This is a genomic window from Bradyrhizobium sp. USDA 3397 (assembly GCF_054060965.1).
Genome location: NZ_JBSSDS010000001.1, coordinates 5,765,562 through 5,782,887, shown reverse-complemented (window position 1 = coordinate 5,782,887; position 17,326 = coordinate 5,765,562). Strand labels below are relative to the sequence as shown.

Annotated in this window: 18 protein-coding genes; 3 read left to right on the top strand and 15 right to left on the bottom strand. The window is 65.3% G+C overall.

The features are described from left to right. Positions 1–45: 45 nt before the first annotated feature. Positions 46–669: a GNAT family N-acetyltransferase gene (locus ACVWYQ_RS26715; RefSeq protein ID WP_271546008.1), complete on the bottom strand. Its 624-nt coding sequence runs from the start codon at positions 667–669 to the stop codon at positions 46–48. A gap of 68 nt (positions 670–737) precedes the next feature. Further along, positions 738–941, bottom strand: coding sequence for a DUF1127 domain-containing protein (locus ACVWYQ_RS26710; RefSeq protein WP_271546010.1), 204 nt, complete (start codon positions 939–941; stop codon positions 738–740). A 110-nt stretch (positions 942–1,051) separates the two neighbouring features. On the opposite strand from ACVWYQ_RS26710, the gene ACVWYQ_RS26705 reads away from it, so the two are divergent. Both ACVWYQ_RS26705 and tcuC read left to right on the top strand, forming a co-directional pair. Beyond that, complete coding sequence (locus tag ACVWYQ_RS26705) at positions 1,052–1,951, top strand: transcriptional regulator GcvA (protein WP_157283157.1); 900 nt, start codon at positions 1,052–1,054, stop codon at positions 1,949–1,951. A 144-nt stretch (positions 1,952–2,095) separates the two neighbouring features. After that, on the top strand, positions 2,096–3,424 hold the full coding sequence (gene tcuC, locus ACVWYQ_RS26700) for an MFS transporter (protein ID WP_271546011.1): 1,329 nt from the start codon (positions 2,096–2,098) through the stop codon (positions 3,422–3,424). A gap of 188 nt (positions 3,425–3,612) precedes the next feature. Here the strand turns inward: tcuC and ACVWYQ_RS26695 are convergent, their stop codons facing one another. The 3 genes from ACVWYQ_RS26695 to ACVWYQ_RS26685 are packed head-to-tail and all read right to left on the bottom strand — an operon-like array spanning position 3,613 to position 6,219. Beyond that, positions 3,613–4,026, bottom strand: coding sequence for a Rieske (2Fe-2S) protein (locus ACVWYQ_RS26695; protein ID WP_157283159.1), 414 nt, complete (start codon positions 4,024–4,026; stop codon positions 3,613–3,615). Further along, on the bottom strand, positions 4,026–5,135 hold the full coding sequence (locus ACVWYQ_RS26690) for an amidohydrolase family protein (protein ID WP_271546013.1): 1,110 nt from the start codon (positions 5,133–5,135) through the stop codon (positions 4,026–4,028). The genes ACVWYQ_RS26695 and ACVWYQ_RS26690 overlap by 1 nt, the downstream gene beginning before the upstream one ends. A 25-nt stretch (positions 5,136–5,160) precedes the next feature. After that, a complete protein-coding gene (locus ACVWYQ_RS26685; protein ID WP_271546015.1) occupies positions 5,161–6,219 on the bottom strand; it encodes an amidohydrolase family protein in 1,059 nt (352 codons plus the stop codon). A gap of 145 nt (positions 6,220–6,364) precedes the next feature. Here ACVWYQ_RS26685 and ACVWYQ_RS26680 point away from each other — a divergent pair, with 145 nt between their 5' ends. Beyond that, positions 6,365–6,847 (top strand): CinA family protein, encoded by a 483-nt coding sequence (locus tag ACVWYQ_RS26680; RefSeq protein WP_404545587.1) that lies wholly within the window; start codon positions 6,365–6,367, stop codon positions 6,845–6,847. Between the two features lie 170 nt (positions 6,848–7,017). Here the strand turns inward: ACVWYQ_RS26680 and ACVWYQ_RS26675 are convergent, their stop codons facing one another. The 10 genes from ACVWYQ_RS26675 to ACVWYQ_RS26630 form a co-directional block, all read right to left on the bottom strand. After that, positions 7,018–7,326 (bottom strand): DUF1488 family protein, encoded by a 309-nt coding sequence (locus tag ACVWYQ_RS26675; RefSeq protein ID WP_271546019.1) that lies wholly within the window; start codon positions 7,324–7,326, stop codon positions 7,018–7,020. 46 nt (positions 7,327–7,372) lie between these two features. Continuing rightward, entirely contained in the window at positions 7,373–8,842 is a 1,470-nt protein-coding gene (locus tag ACVWYQ_RS26670) for an AMP nucleosidase (protein WP_271546021.1), read from the bottom strand. Positions 8,843–9,047: 205 nt separating this feature from the next. Continuing rightward, entirely contained in the window at positions 9,048–10,379 is a 1,332-nt protein-coding gene (locus ACVWYQ_RS26665) for an HlyD family type I secretion periplasmic adaptor subunit (protein ID WP_271546022.1), read from the bottom strand. Between the two features lie 10 nt (positions 10,380–10,389). After that, positions 10,390–12,138, bottom strand: a complete 1,749-nt coding sequence (locus ACVWYQ_RS26660) for a type I secretion system permease/ATPase (protein ID WP_057028339.1) — start codon at positions 12,136–12,138, stop codon at positions 10,390–10,392. A 255-nt stretch (positions 12,139–12,393) separates the two neighbouring features. Continuing rightward, positions 12,394–12,663, bottom strand: coding sequence for a GlsB/YeaQ/YmgE family stress response membrane protein (locus tag ACVWYQ_RS26655; RefSeq protein WP_035997080.1), 270 nt, complete (start codon positions 12,661–12,663; stop codon positions 12,394–12,396). A 99-nt stretch (positions 12,664–12,762) separates the two neighbouring features. Continuing rightward, positions 12,763–13,740 (bottom strand): ABC transporter ATP-binding protein, encoded by a 978-nt coding sequence (locus tag ACVWYQ_RS26650; protein WP_271546026.1) that lies wholly within the window; start codon positions 13,738–13,740, stop codon positions 12,763–12,765. Then, positions 13,737–15,152 (bottom strand): amidase, encoded by a 1,416-nt coding sequence (locus tag ACVWYQ_RS26645; RefSeq protein ID WP_271546028.1) that lies wholly within the window; start codon positions 15,150–15,152, stop codon positions 13,737–13,739. Before ACVWYQ_RS26645 ends, ACVWYQ_RS26650 begins: the two co-directional genes overlap by 4 nt. Next, positions 15,149–15,346, bottom strand: coding sequence for a hypothetical protein (locus ACVWYQ_RS26640; RefSeq protein WP_404545585.1), 198 nt, complete (start codon positions 15,344–15,346; stop codon positions 15,149–15,151). The genes ACVWYQ_RS26645 and ACVWYQ_RS26640 overlap by 4 nt, the downstream gene beginning before the upstream one ends. Further along, entirely contained in the window at positions 15,343–16,404 is a 1,062-nt protein-coding gene (locus ACVWYQ_RS26635; RefSeq protein ID WP_271546033.1) for an ABC transporter ATP-binding protein, read from the bottom strand. The genes ACVWYQ_RS26640 and ACVWYQ_RS26635 overlap by 4 nt, the downstream gene beginning before the upstream one ends. Positions 16,405–16,406: 2 nt before the next feature. Next, positions 16,407–17,309, bottom strand: a complete 903-nt coding sequence (locus ACVWYQ_RS26630) for an ABC transporter permease (protein WP_057028343.1) — start codon at positions 17,307–17,309, stop codon at positions 16,407–16,409. Between the last annotated feature and the right edge of the window lie 17 nt (positions 17,310–17,326).

The following is a 17,326-nucleotide window of genomic DNA, read 5'->3' as shown; positions in this document are numbered from 1 at the left end:
AAAAAAAGCCCGGCGCTGGCTTGGCCAGGCCGGGCTGCAGTCATGTCAGGCCGAGGCTGAGGGGCTGTCGGCCTGACGGGAAAGGGCGGCGAGGCGCCAGCTCGCACAGGGAATGTCTTTCGGTTCGACCCTGATCTCCTTGTCGAAGCGCACCAGCTTCCAGTCATCAGGGTGGTTGACGAAGGTGAAGCCGGATTTGCGCGCGAGCGAGACCATGGTCTCGTTCGAGCGCAGCGTGTCGCCGTAGATGTGCTCGGCGCCGAGCGCGGCCGCGCGGCATTCGAGATTCTTCATCAGCGCGGTGGCGATGCCGTGGCCCTGCCAGCGGTCATCGACCGAGAGGCCGAACTCGAGGGTCGCGGTCTCGGCATGGAAGGCATAGCGCGCTTCGGCCACGATGGTTTCGAAGCCGTCGACCATCATGGTCGCCACGATGGTGAAGCGATCGCGCTCGCCGACCTCGAGGAAATCGTGCAGCAGGCCCTTGGGCAATTCGCTGATCGCGCCGAAGAAGCGGTTGTAGCGGGAGCGGGTCGAGAGCGAGCGGAAATAGTGCTGCAGTTCATCGGTGTCGCGCGGCTCGACGAAGCGGACATTGAGCCGCTCACCGTGCCGGGTGCGCAGCACGTCCGAATATTGCTTGAGGTCTTCGAGGCGGAGGCTGCTCATGTCACATGCCCTGCGGAAAAGGGACCGCCGGCGCCCCTGTGCTCAGGCGGCGCCGGCCTGGCGGCCTATCAGGCCCGCCAGAAAGGCTTGTCGGCCTCGTAGGCAATGTCGGACCAGGACAGCCCGACGTCGTGGAGGTCGCGGGCGGTCCAGTTGGTCAGCTCGCGCCGGGTCCGGTAGCGCTCGTGCCAGACGTGGAGGATTTCACCGATCTGGTAGAGGAGGCCGTGCGCATGATGATTTGTCATCGAATTGTCGGTCAATGTAGACATTTTCAGCTCCTGGAGCTAAGTTGACGGCTAATATCTGCCTTCTGCTGCGCCGCGACAAACGACAATTTGTACCTTTTCGCATGAAATAACGTCATGCATCCTGCTGCCAAATGACTGCCAGATTGCCCTCCCTGAACGGATTGCGGGCGTTCGAGGCCGCCGCGCGCCATCTCAGCTTCACGCTGGCAGCCAGCGAGCTGAACGTGACCCAGACCGCGATCAGCCATCAGATCCGCAGGCTGGAGGAGGAGCTCGGTATCCGCCTGTTCATCCGGCAGAACCGCGCGCTGGCGCTGACGCCGGAGGCGCGCGATTACCTGCCGGGCGTCCGCGCCGCCTTCAACGACTTGCGCCTGGCCACTGACCGCCTGCTGCGTAAGGAGGACGACAAGGTGCTGACGGTGTCGACGCTGGCCTCACTCGCCGCCAAATGGCTGCTGCCGCGGCTGACCGATTTCCAGGAGCAGCACCCCGGCATCGATGTGCGCATCACCACCTCGACCAGCCTCGTCGATTTCCAACGCGACAATGTCGATGCCGCGATCCGCTATGGCCGCGGCCAATGGCCGGGCCTGCGCGCCGACTGGCTGATGGCGGACGAGCTGTTTCCGGTGTGCAGCCCGTCGCTACTGCGCGGCGACAAGCCGCTGCGCCGCCCCGAGGATCTGCGCAACCATCCGCTGCTGCACACGTCGAGCACCAATAGCGACGACTGGCGGCTGTGGCTGACCGCGGCGGGCCTGCCGGCCGATATCGCAAGACACCCCGGCATCACCTTCGACATGATCTTCATGACCATCCAGGCGGCGATCGACGGCATCGGCGTCGCGATGGGACGGACCTCCTACGTGCAGGACGACATCGCCAAAGGTCGGCTCGTCGTGCCGTTCAAGATCGCGCTGCCGGCGGACGCCGGCTTTTACCTGGTCTCGCCCGAGGGCCGTCGCGAGGCGCCAAAGTTGGTCGCTTTTCGCGACTGGATGATCGCTGCAGCGCAAAATAAAGCCTGAAAATTCATCAGCTTCCCCGGCGAAATCGGTTGACTCGCCTCGCCCCGCGCGGGAAGGGGTATGGCAGATTGTCGCAGCATCAATCTGTCGCCTTGCCGAAAGAACGATTCTCGGCCGGCCACGCCTTTCCAAGGGGAGAACGCCATGGCTGGATCAGCCGCATCGACCAATCCACCCGCGATCAAATCGCGCATCGGCGCCATCCTGCGCGCGACCTCGGGCAATTTCCTCGAGCAGTTCGACTTCTTCCTGTTCGGCTTCTATGCCGCCGCGATCGGCAAGGCGTTCTTCCCCTCCACCAACGAGACGGCCTCGCTACTCAACACGTTCGGCGTATTCTGGCTCGGCGCTCTCATGCGTCCCGTCGGCGCGATCGTGCTCGGCGCCTATATCGACCGCATCGGCCGCCGCCAGGGCCTGATCGTCACGCTCGGCATCATGGCCTTCGGCACCGTCGTCATCGCGTTCTGCCCGAGCTACGCGACCACCGGCATCGCCGCGCCAATCATCGTGCTGATCGGCCGGCTGCTGCAGGGCTTCTCGGCGGGCGTCGAGCTCGGCGGCGTTTCGGTATATCTCGCGGAAATCGCAACGCCCGGCAATCGCGGCTTCTACACCTCGTTCCAATCGGCGAGCCAGCAGGTCGCGATCTTCGTGGCCTCGATCCTCGGCTTCATCCTCTCGGAGGTGATGCCGGCCGACTTGGTGGCCGCCTGGGGCTGGCGCATTCCCTTCTTCGTGGGCTGCCTGATCATTCCGCTGATCTTCATCCTGCGGCGGACGCTGGAGGAGACGCCGGCCTTCCTTGCCATGAGAAAGCATCCGACGACGCGCGAGGTGTTCGCCTCCGCACTCACCAACTGGCGCATCGTCGTGCTCGGCATGATGATCGCGATCCTGACCACGACGACGTTCTATTTCGTCACCGTCTACACGCCCACCTTTGGCAAGACTGTGCTGAAGCTGTCGACGCAGGACGCGTTGCTCGTGACATTGCTCGTCGCAGTGAGCAACTTCATCTGGAATCCGGTCGGCGGCGCGCTGTCCGATCGCATCGGCCGCAAGCCGGTGCTGCTCGCCATCGCCGGCCTCTCTCTCGTCACCGCCTATCCGGCGCTGCACTGGCTGGTGGCCGCGCCGACGTTCGGCAAGTTGCTCGCGGTCGAGATGATGTTCTCGTTCTATTTCGGCGTCTACAGCGGCACCATGCTCGGCGCACTCGTCGAGATCGTGCCGGCGCACGTGCGCACCACCTGCTTCTCGCTCGCCTTCGCGCTCGCCGCCGCCCTGTTCGGCACCTTCACGCCGTTCGCCTCGACCTGGCTGATCGAGCGCACCGGCGACAAGGCCGCGCCTGGCTTCTGGCTAATGTTCGCCGCCCTGCTCGGCATCATCGCGGCCTCGACGGTGTATCGCGGCGGCGGCACAGTGCCGGCCTATGATGCGGTGCCGGAGCCGGTGGCGGGGCGCTAGACGGTGTCATTTCGGGACGCGCACTCTCTTCATCTCTCCCCGCTTGCGGGGAGAGGTCGAATTCGATCGCAGATCGAATTCGGGTGAGGGGGTACAGGTATCTCGACGACCGCTCGTGTTGAGAGAGGCCCCTCACCCCAACCCTCTCCCTGTAAGAACGGGGCGAGGGAGCGCACCGCCGGTGCGGCTTAGATTTCGACCACCACGTAGTCGCTCTCGACTTTCACCGGGATGGTCTCCGCGACATAGGGCCCCTTCACCACGCTCGCGCCCGGCTCGACATGGGCGGGATAGGCCTTCACGCGGAAACGGCGGGGGTCGCAATAGGATTGGCCGGTGCGGATGTCGAACTCCCAGCCGTGCCAGGGGCAGCGGATGATCTCACCCAGCTTGGTGTATTCGATCTCGCCGGGATTGCGCGACTGGGCGAGACCGATCAACGGCCCCTCGCACAGCGCAGCGCCCTGATGCGGGCAGCGGTTCATCAGGCCGAAATATTCGCCTTTGATGTTGAAGACTGCGATCGGCCGCCCGTCGATCTCCAGGAATTTTCGCGTGCCGGGCGGGAGTTCATCCACTGGCGCAATGACGTGCCGCGCCATCAATTGATTCCGTACAGCTTCTTCGCATTGCCGAGATAGAACGCCTCGCGGTTGGCCTCGCTGACTCCCGCTGGCAGCACGCGCGACGGCTCGTCATAGTCCCAATGCGGATAATCGGTGGCGAACAAGAGACGATCCCAGCCGATCCATTTGATGACGTCGAACAGATCCTCGCGCCTTTCAGGATCTTCCATCGGCTGCGTCGTCCACCACACCTGCTCGCGGATATATTCCGACGGCGGCCGTTTTACATGCGGCACCTCGCTCCTGAGCCGCTGCCAGGCCTTGTCCAGCCGCCACGCCAGTGACGGCGCCCAGCCGAAGCCGGCCTCGATCATCACCATCTTCAATTTCGGGAAGCGCTCGAACACGCCCTCCAAAACCAGACTTGCAAGCGCCGATTGCTGGCACTGCGAATGCCCGACCATCTCCTCGATGTAATAGGATGGCCAGCCCGACGGCGTGATCGGATTGCCGCCGAAGCCGAAGGCGTGGACGCCGACCGGGAGCCCCGCTTCTTCTGCGGCCTGGTAGATCGGCCAATAGCGACGCTGGCCGAGCGGCTCGACATTGCGGCTGAGCAGCAGCACCTGCACGAAATTCTTGTCGCCGGCGCGCTCGCGAATCTCGGCGGCGGCCGATAGCCCGTCCTCATTGCCGACCACGATCGAGGCCTTCAACCGCTTATCTTTGCTGGTCCATTTGTCGATCTGCCAATCGTTGATGGCCGAGCACAGCGCGGCTGAGAGCTCGTGATTGCGGATGCCCTGCCCGGTGTTGAGCGGGTTGAGCACGCCCAGCTGCACGTTGTTGGGATCGAGCAATTGCTTCTGCATGAAGGCGAGTGAAGAGCCCTGCGGGCCGCCTTCCGGCGGATAGGCATCGCGGCGCGAGGCGTTGGGCTGGGCCTTTGGATAGGGCGGGCCTTCCAGCATGCCCTGATAGGCATGGACGCCGTAAATTTCGAGATGATGCTGCCAGCGTTTGGCGAGGTAGGGATAGAGCTCGGTGGGGGTCGTTCGTGCCGGATGGATGTCGCAGTCCGCGATTGCGGTCTTGACGGTCAGTGGGGAAGCGGCTTCTTGGTTCTCGCGGAACTGGATATTCATCGCCTTGCCTCCTTTGGCAGCGGGCTCATGTCAGGCGGGGATAGGTTGCATGCGGATTGTCGATCATGATCTTGCGCACGAGATCGGGGGACAGACCTTCGGGCAGCGCGTCCTGGCCGTCGAACTGCCAGTGCGGATAGTCCGTGGAGAATAGGACCAATTCGTCCGACTGCATATGATCAAACAGGCGAATTAATGTCTCGGGTTCCGGCGGGGCATCAAATGGCTGTAACGAGAAGCGGATGTTGCTGCGCACAATCTCCAGCGGCGCGCGATCGACCCACGGCGTCTCCATCCGCACCCCGCGCCAGAACTTGTGCAGACGCCACAGATAGGGCGCGATCCAGGACACGCCGGACTCCAGCATCACCATTTTCAGCCGCGGATATTTGGCGAACACGCCCTCGACGATCAGGCTGGTGAGCTGGGTTTGGAACGCCTGGGCCTGCCCGACATAATCCTCGATGTGATAGGACCCCCAGCCCACGGCGGTCGGCGGATTGTGATAGGCGGAACCGGCGTGGATGCCGACCGGGAGTTCCAGACGTTCCGCGGCCTCGTAGATCGGCCACAGCGCGCGCTTGCCGAGCGGCGTATCGCCCATCACCAGCATCAGCACCTGCACGAAGCGCTCGTCCGGTGCACAGCGCTCGATCTCGGCAACCGCTTTCTCGACGCTTTGCGTGGGGATCACGATCGAGCCGCGGAGCCGCGCGTCGCGATCGAGCCACTCCTTCGCCAGCCAATCATTCAGCGCGCGGCAGAAGGCCGCCTGCATGTCTTCCGAAAACACCATCTGAACGCCGTAGAGCGGATTGCAGATCGCATGCTTGAGCTGGAAGGGATCGAGCACGTGACGCTGCATGGCCTCCAGACTCTCGCCGGGCTTGCCGGTCTCGGGGCGCCAGTCCGGCCGCGCGGTGATCGGCGAGTTCTGCGGATAGGATTGCGAGACAAGGTCGACCATGCCGCGCGTCGTGACCTGATCGCGCCAATAATCGTTCAGGTACGGCAGCAGGCTGGTCAGATGCGGCACGGCCGGATGCACGTCGCAGTCGATGCCGCCGGCGATCAGGGATGCCATTACGTCTCCCTTCTCACGTTTCCTCGCATGTCTCTTCTTATCCCCGCCATTCAAGCAGGCCTGCCCGCCGCCCGCAACTCGGCCAAGCGTCCTGTCATATGCTAGGAAGGCTGAGCTCGGTTGCGAAGGAATGAGGGGTTACGACATGAAAGAGCTCGTCGGCATTGCGGAACAGGTCGCCGCCAAACTGATCGCGCGCAAACAGACCATTGCGGTTGCCGAATCCTCCGCCGGCGGCTTGATCGCGGCCAGCCTGCTCGCGGTGCCCGGCGCATCCGCCTATTTCCTCGGCGGCGCGGTGGTCTATACGCGCGATGCCAGGCGCGTGCTCATGGATATTTCGGACGAAGGAATGAGGGGCTTTCGGTCCTCGTCGGAGCCCTACGCGCAATTGCTGGCCGAGCAGATGCGAACGCGCTTCGACAGCGATTGGGGCCTGTCCGAGACCGGCGCCGCCGGCCCCGCCGGCAACCGCTACGGCGATTCGGCGGGCCATAGCTGCATGGCGGTTGCAGGGCCCGCGCCAGAGGTGATGACGCTGGAGACAGGAAGCAACGACCGGTTCGGCAACATGCAGGTATTCACGGCGACGGCGCTGAAGCTGATGTTGAGGAAGCTTGAGGGGTGATGCGGCTGTGCGATGTGAGCGAGCGGACAAGCTCGCCACATAATCGCTGTCATGCCCCGGCTTGACCGGGGCATCCAGTACGCCGCGTCTTCTCGGTTCTATCACTGCCGTCTCGGAGTACTGGATCGCCCGGTCAAGCCGGGCGATGACGACGGAGTGTGGCGAGACAGCTACCTTTCCAAATGCCGCATGAAAATCCGCACCACATAGCCCGGGAATCGCGGTGCCTCGTCGTAGAGATCGGACGCGATCCGCTCGATGGTCTCACGCAACGACAGGAATTGCGCCTGTCGTGCGCTGCTTTCGGTGCCCTGCATGCCCGCGAGCTCGTCCATCGCGGCGTCGCTGATCTGGCACTGCACGACCTCGCCATCGTTCAGCATGGTGAAGCGAAAGGCCAGCCGTTCCAGATCATGGCCAATGATCTTGTGGCGCATGAGTGGCATCAAGTCGTCCCGGTCGAGCCCCGCGCCGGACAATGCTGAAAATCGCTGCGCTTGTCAGCAGCAAAGTGCGGCCTCGGCCCTACTGGAACGCCACTTCGGCAAAGCTGCGGAGCTTGCGCGAATGCAGCCGTTCCGATTCCTGCTGCTTGAGCCGCTCCAGCGCCTTCAGGCCGATCTCGAGATGCTGGCCGACGCGACGGCGGTAGAATTCGCTGGCCATGCCGGCCAGCTTGATCTCGCCATGCAGCGGCTTGTCGGAGACGCACAGCAGCGTGCCGTAGGGAACGCGGAAGCGGTAGCCGTTGGCGGCGATCGCGGCCGATTCCATGTCGAGCGCCACCGCGCGCGATTGCGACAGCCGGCGGATCACCTCGGGCCCGGAAATTTCCCAATTGCGGTTGTCGACGCTCGCGACCGTGCCGGTGCGCATCAGGCGCTTGAGCTCGAAGCCTTCGAGCCCGGTGACGTCCTCGACCGCCTCCTCGAGCGCGACCTGCATCTCGGCCAGAGCCGGGATCGGCACCCACAGCGGCAGCTCGCGGTCGAGCACGTGATCCTCGCGCACATAGCCGTGCGCCAGCACGTAATCGCCGAGCCGCTGCGTGTTGCGCAGGCCCGCGCAATGGCCGAGCATCAGCCAGGCATGCGGCCGCAGCACCGCGACGTGGTCGGTGACATTGCGCGCATTGGACGGGCCGGTGCCGATGTTGATCAACGTGATGCCGCGATAGCCAGGTGCGACCAGGTGGAAGGCCGGCATCTGCGGTGCACGAGCCGGCGCAGTGCCGCTGATCGCGCCGCCGCTGTTCGTGATCACGTTGCCGGGCGCGACGAAAGCCTCGAGTCCGGCCTCGCCGGACTGCAGCCGCTGCTGGCACGCTTGCGCAAAGGCGTCGACATAGAACTGGTAGTTGGTGAAGATGACGAAGTTCTGGAAATATTCGGGATCGGTGCCGGTGTAGTGATAGAGCCGGCGCAGCGAGTAATCGACGCGGGCGGCGCGGAACAGGGACAGCGGCTCGGGCGCGCCGGGCTGGAGCTCGAAGGTGCCGTCGGCGATCGAATCGTCCATCGTCGCGAGAACGGGCACGTCGAACGCATCGCGCAGCGAGCGTGTGACGGACGAGTTCTCGCTGGTGGTGATGGCGGCTTCGATATTGATGTCGCGCCGATAGGCGAAGTGGATCGGGATCGGCTCGGCGGACTCGCCGATCTCGACGGGCACACCGTGGTTCTGGATCAAGAGGCCGATCTGCTCGGTGAGATAGCTGCGGAACAGATCCGGCCGCGTCACGCTGGTTTCATGCACGCCGGGTCCGGCCACGAAGCCGTAAGCAAGACGCGAATCCAGCCGCGCATGCGTCGCGGTGGTGAGACGGACGAAGGGATAGTAGGCGCGAACCCGCGTCGTGATCGCCTCGCCGCCGACATAGGCTTCGAACCGGTCGCGCAGGAATTTCGTGTTGCGCTCGTAGATCTCCTCGAGGCGGGCAACGGCGAGGGACGCGTCGGAGAAGGATTGGGTGGCGATGGAGGGTGGGGATTGCATGGTTCGACCGCCGGATGATTGGGCCTGAGTCGAACTATAGCAAAGAAGGCGGTGTTGTAGGGTGGGCAAAGCGAAAGCGTGCCCACCAATATGCTCATCGTGTGAAAGATCGTGGGCACGGCGCTTTGCGCCTTTGCCCACCCTACGAGACTGGATTGCCTCGCTACGCTCGCAATGACGGGTGAAGATGACGCGATGTCGCGCGTCACTTCTCGCGGAACGCGCGCATCAGCTGGTCGTGAAACGGCTTCATCAGATAGGACAACATGGTGCGGTCGCCGGTCTGGACGAAGGCTTCCACGGGCATGCCGGGGATCATCTTGACGTCGCCGAGCCGGGCGATTTCTTCCGGCGGCATCGAGACGCGGATGGTGTAATGGCTCTGGCCGGTGCGCTGGTCGGTGGTGACGTCGGGCGAGACGCGGCTGACGACGCCGTTGAGCTCGGGCGTGGTGCGCTGGTTGAACGCGGAAAGGCGCAGCAGCGTCTTCTGGCCGATCTGGAGCTTGTCGATGTCGACCGGATTGACCTTGGCCTCGACCTGGAGATCGTCGGCCTGCGGCACGATCAGCATCAAGGTGTCGCCGGCGGTGACGACGCCGCCGATCGTGTGCACGCTCGATTGCAGCACCATGCCGTCCTGCGGCGCGCGGATGTCGACGCGGCGGAGCTGGTCTTCGGCCGCGACCTTGCGCTCGATCAGCTCGCCGATCTTGTCGTTGGTCTCGCGCAGGTCCTTGGAGACCTCGCTGACCACGTCCTTGTCGATCTGGATGATCTGGAGCTCGGTCTCGGTGATCTTGCCCTTGGCCTGGGCGCGCGCGGCGATGTACTGCGCGCGCTCGCCATTGAGGCGGGCCGAGTCGCGCTCGAGCTGGGTCAGGCGCGAGATCTGCACCAGACGCTTGTCGTAGAGCTCGCGCACGCCGGTAAGCTCGTTCAGCACCAGCGCGATCTCCTGGTCCTTGGCCTTTTCCTGGGCGCTGAGACCGGCGATCTCCTCGTTGAGCTGCGTGATGCGCTCGCGCAGCTGCGCCTTCTGCCCGGTGCGGCCGTTGACGCGGACCTCGAACAGCTTGGTTTCAGCCGCGAGCAGCGCCTTGACGTCGGGATCGCCCGCCCGCTCGATGAGGCTTTGCGGGTACTCGATTCGGTCGAGGCCGCGCTGCTCGGCCTGCAATCGCGCCGCACGCACCTGCGCCGCATCGAGATTCTTGGTGACGATGGCAAGATTGGCCTTGGTGACGGTGTCGTCGAGCCGCACCACGATGTCGCCAGACTTGACCAGGTCGCCGTCGCGGGCGCGCACCTCGCCGACCACGCCGCCGGTCGGATGCTGCACCTTCTTGACGTTGGATTCGACCACGATCTGGCCCGGCGCAATCAGCGCGCCCGAGATCAGGACGGTCGAGGCCCAGCCGCCGAGGCCGATGACCAGGACCACCACGATGGCGAGGCCGAGCATCAGGTGGAACCTGATGGAGTCGCGGACGGTCTTCGCGGCCGCCTTGGGGCCGCCGATGGCCATCGTGCTCATGGCTTCGTGCTCATGGTTTGGCCACTCCGCCTTCGCTGACGATCTTGATCGGCGCCGGCGGCGTCACGCGCGGCTGCAGCACCTGGGCGAGCACCTGCTCCTTCGGCCCAAAGGCCTGCATGCGGCCGTCGCGCAGCACCAGGATCTGGTCGACCGCCTCGACGCCGATCGGGCGGTGCGCCACCACGACGACGATGGCACCGCGCTCGCGCGCCGAGCGGACGGCGCGGGTCAGCGCCTCGTCGCCTTCGGTGTCGAGATTGGAATTGGGCTCGTCGAGCACGATCAGGAAGGGGTTGCCGTAGAGAGCGCGCGCCAGCGCCACGCGCTGGGCTTGACCTGCGGAAAGCGCGGCGCCCTGCTCGCCGACTTGGGTGTTGTAGCCCTCGCGCATCTTGATGATCATCTCGTGCACGCCGGCCTCCTTGGCCGCGGCGATAATCGCCTCGGAGGTGGCCTCGGGATCGAACCGGCTGATGTTCTGCGCGATGGTGCCGCCGAACAATTCGACGTCCTGCGGCAGATAGCCGATATGGCGGCCGAGCGCGTCGCTCGTCCATTGATCGAGCGCCGCGCCGTCGAGCCGCACCTTGCCGCGCACCGGCTGCCAGACCCCGACCAGCGCGCGGATCAGCGACGACTTGCCGGAACCGCTCGGGCCGATCACGCCGAGGCCGTTGCCGGCGGCGAGCGCGAAGGTGACATCCTGCACCACGAGACGCTGATCGCCGGGCGGCACCATGGCGACGCCCTCGACCGAGAGCCGGCTGGTCGGCGCCTGCAGCTGGGTTGGCATCGCCTGCGCCGGCATCTGCTCCAACAGGCGCGTCAGACGCTGCCAGCTCTGGCGCGCCGCGACGAAGGATTTCCAATGCGCGATGGCGAGATCGACCGGCGCGAGCGCGCGGGCGGACAGGATCGAGCCGGCGATGATGATGCCGGCGGTGGCCTCCTGGTGGATGACGAGATAGGCGCCGACCGCGAGCACGGCCGATTGCAGCATCATGCGAAGCACCTTGGCGACCGCGCCGAGACCACCGGCGACGTCGCTCGCCCGCTGATTGCCGGCGAGGTATTTTTCGTTGGCCTCGCTCCAGCGCTGGTTCATCCGGCCGGCCATCCCCATCGACACCATCACTTCGGCGTTGCGGCGGCTGGCCTGGGCGAGATCGTTGCGCTGGGCGGCGAGGCCCATCGCCTCCTTCGCCGGCTGGCGCGACATGAACTCGGTCACCAGCGTCAGCCCGACCAGGATGATGGCGCCGACCAGCGCGGTGACGCCGATCAGGACATGGAAAGCGAAGCAGATGGCGAGATAGAGCGGCAGCCAGGGCAGGTCGAAGAACGCGCTCGGGCCCATGCCGCCGAGGAAGGAACGGACATTGTCGAGATCGCGCAGCGGCTGCAGGCCCTCGTTGCGGCTGCCGACCAGCAGCGGCAGGCGCACGATGGTGTCGAACACGCGCTTATTGAGGGCCTCGTCGAGCGCGGTGCCGATCCGCCCCAAGATGCGGTTGCGGATCATGTCCAGCACGCCCTGCGCCATGTAGAGGAAGCTGGCGAGGATGATGAGGCCGACCAGGGTCGGGATGCTGCGGCTCGGCAGCACCCGGTCATAGACCTCCAGCATGAAGATCGACCCGGTCAGATAGAGCAGGTTGATCATGCAGCTCATCAGGCCCACGCCGATGAAGGCCGTGCGACAAGCGCGCAAGGCGTCACCGAGCTCTGAACGGCGGACGCCAGGGATGGCTGCCATCAGTCTGATCTCTTTCGGCTAACGGGCAAAGCCCTGATTTCAAAGGCGATTCAAGGAGTACTCGCCTTGGATTAACATCTGTTTTCCGGCCGTCCAACGCGGTCGAATTTAATCCGAGGCCTCATGGGCCACATCTTACCCCCGACAGCCTTCCGCGCAAGTCCGGAATTCCACAGGCTTGCGGCTTTTTCTTGCAGGCTTTCAGCCGCTTCCGCGAAAAGCGCGGCTCAAGTTCCGCTCAGCCGAATGCAGAGGCTAGAGCCGGCCCCCGCCGCGCACCAGACGGACCACCAGCAGCAGGATGACCGCGCCGATGGCAGAATAGACGATCTGGGAGATCAAGCCGGTGCCCAGGCGAATGCCGAGCTTTGGAAACAGCAGGCTTGCCACCAGCGCACCGCAGATGCCGATCACGATGTCGCCGATAAGGCCGAACCCGGCGCCCCGCACGATCTTGCCGGCGAGCCAACCGGCGACGAGACCGACGAACAGGATAACGAGCAGGCCTTCGTTGGAAATGTACATCCGTGAGGTTCCTCTCCGTGAACGGAGCCATGGAACGGGAACCGGAATGAACGGGGTGTGAATGCTGGAGGCTCGCTCAGCCCGGCTCATTCATCCGAACTATGATACTGCGGTGACCGGCTCCGCCAGCACGCACCTCGCCGCCCGGCCCGACCCGACCTCGACATTGGCAGGCAATTGCTCCAGGCAGCGCGGCTCGGCGAGCTTGCAGCGGGGAGCAAAGGAGCAATTGTGCGGCTTCTCGGCCAGCGACGGCGGCGTGCCGGGGATGGTCTCCAGCCGCTGTCCGCGCCTGGCGCCGTGGATGGTGGAGGCGAGCAGGCCCTTGGCATAGGGATGCACCGGCGAGCGGACGATGTCGCGCAAGGTGCCCTGCTCCACGATCTGGCCGGCATACATCACTGCGACGCGGTCGCAGATCTCGATCGCAACGCCGATGTCGTGGGTGACGAAGATGACGGACATGCCGAACTCGCGCTGGAGTTCGCGCAGCAGCAGCAGGATTTGGATCTGCACGGTGGCATCGAGTGCGGTGGTCGGCTCGTCCGCGAGCAGAATCTTGGGACGACAGGCCAGCGCCAGCGCAATCATGGCGCGCTGGCGCATGCCGCCGGACATTTCGTGCGGATAGGCATCCAGCCGGCGCTTGGCGGAAGGAATGCGCACCACCTCGAGCATTTCCAGCGCCCGCGCGCGCCCTTCCGCAAAACTCTTGCCTTCGTGGCGCACGACGCTTTCGGCGATCTGCGCGCCGATCGTGTAGACCGGATCGAGCGCGAGCGCAGGCTCCTGGAAGATCATCGAGACGGTCTGGCCGCGAAAGGACGATAGCTGCTCGTCGTTCATGGCGAGCACGTCACGACCCAACACATTGACCGTGCCCGAGATCTGCGTGCGCTTCCTCGGCAACAGCCGCATCAGCGCACGCAAGGTCACGCTCTTGCCGGAGCCGGATTCGCCGAGCAGGCCCAGCACCTCACTGTTGCCGAGCGAGAGGCTGAGATCGTTCACGGCATAGACCGTGCGCTCGCCGGTGAAGCGGATGTTGAGGCCTGAGATCTCGACGAGTTTTGTCATGACGGCAGTTTCGGCAATCGATCGTGATAATCGGTGACGCGCTGGAACGCGGCGCCGATGGTCAGCAGGGTGGCTTCGTCGAAGGAGCGGCCGATCAGCTGCATGCCGACCGGCAGGCCGGTCGTGGTGAAGCCCGACGGAATGGTCAGTGACGGCAAGCCCAGGAAATTCACCGGGCGGGTGAACAGCGTCAGCCGCTGCAACAGCGCCGGCGCGTTCGGGCCGCCGCCAACGTCGCTCTCCTCGATCGTCGGCGCCGGCACTGGGGACGCCGGCGCGATCACCGCATCGACGCCTGCCGTCGCGGCATTGTGGGCCGCGAGCGCCGGCCCGCGCCAACGCATCGCCTCGAGGTAAGTGATGGCGGGAACGGCGAGGCCGTTCTGAAGCCGCATCAAGACCTGCGGGCCATAGTCCTGCGGACGTTCGATCATCCAGCGCTTGTGGAAGGCGGCAGCTTCCGCGGCGAGCACGAGCTGGCTGGCCGAGGACAATTGCCGCTGGTCGGGCAGCTCGACGGGGACGATGTCGGCGCCCTCGCGCTTGAGCACCGCGATGGTCTCGTCGAGCACGCGCGCAACCTCGCTGTCGAGATCGTCGACGTAGAACGAGGCGGGCACGCCGATCTTGAGACCTTTGAGCGAGCTCTTGGTGGCCGCGACGTAGTCCGAGAGCGGCTCGTGGCTGCAGGTCGAATCGGCGGGATCAGGCCCGGCCATCAGCGCCAGCAACAGCGCGCAATCCTCGGCAGTGCGGGCCAGCGGGCCGACGGTGTCGAGCGATTGCGACAGCGGCATTGCGCCGGCGCGGCTGACGCGGCCCACCGTGGTCTTGAGCCCCGTGACGCCACAGAAATGCGCGGGCATGCGGATTGAGCCGCCGGTGTCCGAGCCGAGCGCCGCATAGGTCAGGCGCGCGGCCACCGCCGAGCCGGAGCCGGATGAGGAGCCGCCGGTGATATGGGCGACGTTCCAGGGATTGCGCACCGGACCGTAATGGGCGTTGTGCCCGGTCGGGCCATAGGCGAACTCGGCGAGATGCAGCGTGCCGAGCCGGACCTGGCCGGCGTCCTTGAGCCGCTGCAAGGCGGTGGACGTGACGTTCGGCACGAAGTCGCGGCGGATCAGCGAGCCGCAGGTCGAGACGTGGCCGGCATCGTAGTACATGTCCTTGTGCGCAAGCGGCACGCCATGCAGGGGACCGCGGACATTGCCCTTGGCGAGCTCGGCATCGGCAGCATCCGCCGCTTTCAATGCAGCCTCGGCCTCGATCGACATGAAGGCGTTGAGATGCGGCTGCCACTGCGCGATGCGCTGCAGCAGCGCACGCGTCGCCTCGTGCGAGGACACCTGCTTCATCGCGATCGCGCGCGCGACCTCGGTGAGCGTCATCAGAGCGGGCTCACGGCTCATTTCGACACCTTCTGCGTCTGCGCGAGCACGTAAGTTGCGGGCTCCAGATCGAACGGCAGCGTGCCGGCGATCGCGGTGAAGCCTTCGAAGGCGGGCCCGATGGCATTGGAGATGCGGATCGCGATCTCGTCGTCCACGGGCACGCCGGCGATATGCGCGATCGGCTTGATCTCTTTCGGTGTCGGTCTCGTCATGCGATATCTCCCCTGGGGGCGCGGCTATGGCCTGAGCCCGGTATGGCCATGTAGCACGCGGCCTCGTGACCCATATTATCCAGCGCGGTGAGCTTTGGTGTCGCATTTGCGCAGAGCGGCTCCGCAAACGGGCAACGGGTGTGGAAACGGCAGCCGGGGGGCGGATCGATCGGATTGGGCGGATCGCCCGTGATCGGGGGCGTCTCGGTGCGCCTGTCGGGATCGGAAGACGGCATCGCCGCGAGCAGCGCGCGGGTGTAGGGATGGGCCGGGCTGTCCCAGACCTGGTCGACCGGGCCGAGCTCGACGACCTCGCCGAGATACATCACCAGCACGCGGTCCGAGATGTAGCGCACCACGTTGAGGTCGTGGCTGATGAAGAGATAGGTGAGGCCGAATTCGCGCTTGAGATCGGCGAGCAGATTGAGCACCTGCGCCTCGACGGATTTGTCGAGCGCCGAGACGGCCTCGTCCAGGATCACCAGCCGCGGCGACAGCGCCAGCGCGCGGGCGATGTTGACGCGCTGGCGCTGGCCGCCGGAGATCTCGTGCGGATAGCGGTTGGCGAAGTTTTCCGGGCGCAGGCCGACCTTGCCGAGCAGCTCGCGCGCCAGATTGCGCGCCGAGCCATCGGCCATGCCGTGGACCTTGGGACCGAAGGCGATCGACTCCTCGATCGTCAGGCGCGGATTGAGCGAAGCGTAGGAATCCTGGAACACCATCTGCATGCCGCGGCGCAGCTCGCGCAAGCTCAGCGACTGACCGACGGTCATGCCGTCATAGATAATGTCGCCGTCATCGCGCGGCATCAGGTGCATCAGGAGCCGCGCGGTCGTGGACTTGCCGCAGCCGGACTCGCCGACGATGCCGACCGTCTCGCCCTTGGCGACGGAGAAGGAGACATTGTCGACGGCACGCACCGTGCGCTTGGCGGCGAACAGGCCGCCGCGCACCGGAAAATGCTTGGTCAGGCCGTTGACCTGAAGCAGCGGCTGCGCGAGCCCGCCGCGGTCCTCGACCGGCTCCAGCATGGCGACAGATGCGTTGATCTCGCTCATGGCTAATTCCTGATGTCCATGGCGCTGCGCAGGCCGTCCGAAAGGAGATTGAAGCAGATCGAGACTGCGAAGATCATTGCGCCCGGCAAGGCTGCGACCCAGGGATTGACGTAGATCGCGGTGCGCAGCGTGTTCAGCATCAGGCCCCATTCCGGCTCCGGCGGCTTGGTGCCGAGGCCGAGGAAGGACAGACCGGCCGCCAGGATCATCGAGACCGAGATCAGGCTGGTGGCATAGACGAAGATCGCGCCGAGCACGTTGCCGAGGATGTGGACGCGCATGATGGTGAAGGCGCCCGCGCCGGAGGCACGGGCGGCCTCGACGAAGTCCATGTTGCGCACGCCGGTGGTGACGCTCTCGGCGACGCGGGTGATCTGCGGCACGAACACGATGGTCAGCGCCACGATGGAGTTGAGGATGCCGGCGCCGAGCGCGCCAGAGATCGCGATCGCCAGCAGCACCGACGGGAAGGCGTAGAACACGTCCACCGTGCGCATGATGGCGGTGTTGAGCTTGCCGCCGACATAGCCGGCAATGATGCCGAGCGAGGTGCCGATGCAGAAGGCCAGGATCACGGGCAGGATGCCGATGACCAGCGACAGGCGCCCGCCATAGATCAGCCGCGCCAGCATGTCGCGGCCGAGCTCGTCGGTGCCGAGCGGATAGCCTGTGGTGCCGATGTGGCGGAGCCGGCGGATCATCGAACCCTTGTAGGGGTCTTCGAGACCGAGCCACGGCGCGAGGATCGCGGAGAGGAAGATCAGCAGCAACACCAGCGCGCAGGCCATGCTGACCTTGTCGCGCATGATGCGGCGGCCGACGGTCGCCCAATAGCCGCGCGCCTTGGTGGCAGGCGCCGCCTGCAGCGCGGCGTCGGCGGTGGCGGACAGCGGAAGCTCGCTCATCGGCTGGCTCCCGTTGC